Source organism: Ideonella azotifigens (genome assembly GCF_006519715.1).
Taxonomy (GTDB): Bacteria; Pseudomonadota; Gammaproteobacteria; order Burkholderiales; family Burkholderiaceae_C; genus Ideonella; species Ideonella azotifigens.
The window spans coordinates 1-4,234 of sequence record NZ_VIDT01000498.1 but is presented as its reverse complement, the minus strand read 5'-3'; the positions used below and the strand labels follow the sequence as shown (position 1 = coordinate 4,234).

Below are 4,234 nucleotides of genomic sequence, written 5' to 3'. Positions count from 1 at the left end.
AGACGCCGGCGCGGATGTCATCGTTCGTCAGCCGCGTGACCTCCACCGCCGACACGCCGCCCTGCACGCCCAGCTTCACGGCGGCCGTCCAAGACAGGTCGATCACCCGGTCTTTCGAGAACGGCCCGCGGTCGTTGATACGCACGATGATCTCGCGGCCATTCACCGGGTTGCGCACCCGGGCGTAGCTGGGAATCGGCATGGTGCGGTGCGCCGCGGTCATCGCGTACATGTTGTACAGCTCGCCGCTGGCGGTGCGCCGGCCGTGGAAGCGCTTGCCGTACCAGGAGGCCAGGCCGCGCTCGGCCAGCGGCTCGTCGCGGGTCACCGGCGTGTAGTTGCGGCCCAGCGCCTCGTAAGGCTTGTTCGGCCCACCGCTGACGATGGGCTCGATCTTGGGCACCGCGTCGGGCACCTGCTGCGGGTCAGGCCCGCTGCCGGCCGGCGGCGGACCGTCCGGCCCGTTGCCCGTACCCATGGTCGCGGTTTGCGTGGTCGTGCAGGCGGCCAGCAACACCAGCAAGCCGGCGCACAACCAGGCAACAAGGCGGCGACAAGGCGAGGCAGCCAGCGCAGAGGACAAACCGATGGTGCTCCCGGACAAGGTTGGACGCGGAGGCAGGCCCGGCGGGCCGCCGCGTGGGCTTGCATTCTGCCGCGCCACGCCATCCTGCCTGTTTCAGGGCTTGTCAGCCGGCGCACCCCCCTCCTTTTGGCCTAGACAGACCCCCTCCCGCGGCGGCATGGCGGGCCGCGCCTGCGCCCGCAAGATCGCCAGTGCAGGGGATTGGCAACGGCGGGCGTGGCTCGCATGCTGGGCCGCGCCCCTTTTTCATCCCCTTCCACAGGAGCACCCCATGTTTGGACTGACTTCCATCGGCGTTGTCCACACCGCCATCAGCCTGGTCGCGCTGGTGACCGGCGTCTGGGCGCTGGCCCGGGACCGCGAGATCTCGCCGCGCACCGGCCTGGGCCAGACCTACCTCTGGACCACCATCTTCACCTGCCTGACCGGCTTTTTCATCTTCCAGCACGGCGGCTTCGGGAAGCCGCATGCACTGGGCATCATCACGCTGCTGGTGCTGGCACTGGCCACGGTGGCCGGCCGTACCACGCTGCTGGGCCGCAGCAGCCGCTACGTCGAGACCATCAGCTATTCGCTGACGCTGTTCTTCCACTTCGTGCCCGGCCTGACCGAGACCTTCACCCGGCTGCCGGCCGGCTCGCCAGTCTTCAGCAGCCCGGACGACCCCGGCCTGCAAAAAGTGGTGGGCGTGTTTTTCCTGGCCTTCCTGGTGATTGCCACGCTGCAGGTGCGCCGGCTGCGCGCGGCGTCAGGCAACGCTTCCGTGCTCGGCAAGCTGGCCTGAGCCCTCATCGGGATAGCGTCACCCTGTCCATGCGGATGATGCGATGCCGGCGTGACCGCCGGAGACTGAGCGCAAGCCCAGGGAGTGCCGCGCCGTTCGGCGGAACCCGGGCCACACCCCCGCTCAACGCCTCTGAAAGGTCACGCCATGTCCATCACCGCCACCCCCACCCCCGGCCCGCTGCTGCTGAGCCCGACCGACCACGTGCTGGTCATGATCGACTTCCAGTCGCAGATGGCCTTTGCCACCAAGTCCATCGACGCGATCGTGCTGCGCACCAATGCCGCGCTGATCGCCAACGCCGCCGCCGGCTTCAAGGTGCCCACGGTGCTGACCACGGTCGCCGAAAAGAGTTTCTCGGGCCCGATGTTCGACGAGATCGCCGCCGCCTTCCCGGGCCAGGAGATGCTGGACCGCACCTCCATGAACACCTGGGAGGACGCGGCCGTCATCAAGACGCTGAACGCCATCGGCAAGGACCGCCTGGTGCTCGCCGGCCTGTGGACCTCGGTCTGCATCGTCGGCCCGGCCCTGTCGGCCATCGCCCAGGGTTACGAGGTCTACGTGATCACCGATGCCTGTGGCGACGTCTCAACCGAAGCGCACGAGCGTGCCGTCGAACGCATGATCCAGGCCGGCGCCCGCCCGATGACCTCGCTGCAATACATGCTGGAGCTGCAGCGCGACTGGGCCCGCGGCGAAACCTACGAGCTGACCACCGGCATCGCCAAGAAATTCGGCGGCGCCTACGGTCTCGGCGTGATCTACGCCAAGACCATGTTCGGCGCGCATGAGGGTTAAGGACCACCCCTACGCGCTCGCGCGCCCCTCTAGGGGCAAGACCAGCGGACCGGCGAAGCCGGATCCGCGGTCTTCGCTGGGTTAACACCGTCTCAACGTTGCAGCTGCTCGCATGAAACCCTACCTTGTCTCCGCGGCCCTTGGGCTGCTGGTGGGCGTGATCTACGCCTTGTTCAATGTGCGCTCGCCAGCGCCGCCGGTGATCGCGCTGGTCGGGCTGCTGGGCATCCTGGTGGGGGAGCAGTTGCCGCCGCTGGTCAAGAAGGTTCTGCAGACCGATTCGGCGCCGGTCTCGTGGCTGCAGCACCAGGTCAAGCCGCACATGTTCGGCGAGCTGCCGCGCTGCGCTTCGGCCCAGGCCGCCACCCCTGTCCAATCACCTGCCGAAGGCAATCCGCATGGCTGAGAACCTCACTCCCGACCTGATCCTGCACCGCGGCCTGTTCACCACGCTGAACCGCGCCCAGCCGACCGCCAGCGCGGTGGCCATCAAGGACGGCCGCTTCCTGCGCGTGGGCCAGGACCATGAGGTCATGCCGCTGGCCGGCCCGCAGACCAAGGTCATCGACCTGCGCGGCAAGCGTGTGCTGCCTGGCCTGATCGACAACCACCTGCACATCATCCGCGGCGGGCTGAATTTCAACCTCGAACTGCGCTGGGACGGCGTGAAGAGCCTCGCCGACGCCATGGCCATGCTCAAGGCCCAGGTCGCCAACACCCCCGCACCGCAGTGGGTGCGCGTGGTGGGCGGCTTCAGCGAGCACCAGTTCGCCGAGAAGCGCCTGCCGACGCTGGAAGAGCTGAACGCGGTGGCGCCCGACACGCCCGTCTTCATCCTGCACCTCTATGACCGCGCGCTGCTCAACGGCGCCGCGCTGCGCGCCGTCGGCTATACCAAGGACACGCCCGAACCACCGGGCGGCCAGATCCTGCGCGACAGCGCCGGCAACCCCACCGGGCTGCTGCTGGCCAAGCCCAACGCCAACATCCTCTACGCGACCTTGGCCAAAGGCCCGAAGCTGCCGCTCGACTACCAGCTGAACTCGACCCGCCACTTCATGCGCGAGCTGAACCGCCTGGGCGTGACCGGCGCGATCGACGCCGGCGGCGGCTTCCAGAACTACCCCGAGGACTACGAAGTCATCGAGCAGCTGGCCAAGGACGGGCAGCTGACCATCCGCCTGGCCTACAACCTGTTCACGCAAAAGCCCAAGCAGGAGAAGGACGACTTCCTGCGCTGGACCGCCAGCTCGCAGTACAAGCAGGGCGACGACTACTTCCGCCACAACGGCGCCGGCGAAATGCTGGTGTTCTCCGCGGCCGACTTCGAGGACTTCCGCCAGCCGCGGCCGGACATGCCGGCCAACATGGAAGACGACCTGGACGGCGTCGTGCGCATCCTGGCGCAGAACCGCTGGCCCTGGCGCATGCACGCCACCTACGACGAAACCATCAGCCGCGCGCTGGACGTGTTCGAGCGCGTGAACCAGGACATTCCGCTGGCCGGCCTGAACTGGTTCTTCGACCATGCCGAGACCATCTCCGAGCAGTCCATGGACCGCATCGCGGCCCTCGGTGGCGGCGTCGCGGTGCAGCACCGCATGGCCTACCAGGGCGAGTATTTCGTCGAACGCTACGGCCATGGCGCGGCCGAGGCCACGCCGCCGGTCGCCAAGATGCTGGAAAAGGGCATGAAGGTTTCGGCGGGCACCGACGCCACCCGCGTCGCCTCGTACAACCCCTGGGTCTCGCTGTCGTGGCTGATCACCGGCAAGACCGTGGGCGGCATGCAGCTCACGCCGCAGCGCAACTGCCTGGACCGCGAGACGGCCCTGCGCATGTGGACCGAAAACGTGACCTGGTTTTCCAACGAGGTCGGCAAGAAGGGCCGCATCGAGCAAGGCCAGCTGGCCGACCTGGTGGTGCCGGACCGCGACTTCTTCGCCTGCGCAGAAAGCGAGATCGCCGACACCAGTGCGCTCCTGACCGTCGTCGGCGGCAAGGTGGTCTGGGGTGCGGGCGACTTCGCCGTGCATGACGACAGCGCGCCACCGCTGCCCATG

General features: G+C 68.0%; 5 protein-coding genes. 4 read left to right on the top strand and 1 reads right to left on the bottom strand.

Translation table 11 applies throughout. The annotated features are described in order from the left end of the window. Nucleotides 1–517: septal ring lytic transglycosylase RlpA family protein (locus tag FKP22_RS34400; protein WP_375140610.1), on the bottom strand; the 517-nt coding region annotated here is incomplete at its 3' end. A 340-nt stretch (nt 518–857) separates the two neighbouring features. Between FKP22_RS34400 and FKP22_RS22750 the strand changes: the two genes are divergently transcribed. The 4 genes from FKP22_RS22750 to FKP22_RS22735 form a co-directional block, all read left to right on the top strand. Further along, nucleotides 858–1,370 carry a DUF2306 domain-containing protein gene (locus FKP22_RS22750; protein WP_141289959.1) on the top strand — a complete coding sequence of 171 codons (513 nt, stop codon included), beginning with the start codon at nt 858–860 and terminating at the stop codon, nt 1,368–1,370. A gap of 147 nt (nt 1,371–1,517) precedes the next feature. After that, a complete protein-coding gene (locus tag FKP22_RS22745) occupies nt 1,518–2,171 on the top strand; it encodes a hydrolase (RefSeq protein ID WP_141289958.1) in 654 nt (217 codons plus the stop codon). Between the two features lie 112 nt (nt 2,172–2,283). Further along, a complete protein-coding gene (locus tag FKP22_RS22740; protein ID WP_141289957.1) occupies nt 2,284–2,577 on the top strand; it encodes a XapX domain-containing protein in 294 nt (97 codons plus the stop codon). After that, a partial coding sequence (locus FKP22_RS22735; RefSeq protein ID WP_141289956.1) for an amidohydrolase occupies nt 2,570–4,234 on the top strand: 1,665 nt, incomplete at its 3' end. The genes FKP22_RS22740 and FKP22_RS22735, both read left to right, overlap by 8 nt.

What these genes read in the sequence shown, in the direction of transcription:
- FKP22_RS22750 (WP_141289959.1), top strand. Translation starts at nt 858, where the DNA reads ATGTTTGGACTGACTTCCATCGGCGTTGTCCACACCGCCATCAGCCTG.
- FKP22_RS22745 (WP_141289958.1), top strand. Translation starts at nt 1,518, where the DNA reads ATGTCCATCACCGCCACCCCCACCCCCGGCCCGCTGCTGCTGAGCCCG.
- FKP22_RS22740 (WP_141289957.1), top strand. Translation starts at nt 2,284, where the DNA reads ATGAAACCCTACCTTGTCTCCGCGGCCCTTGGGCTGCTGGTGGGCGTG.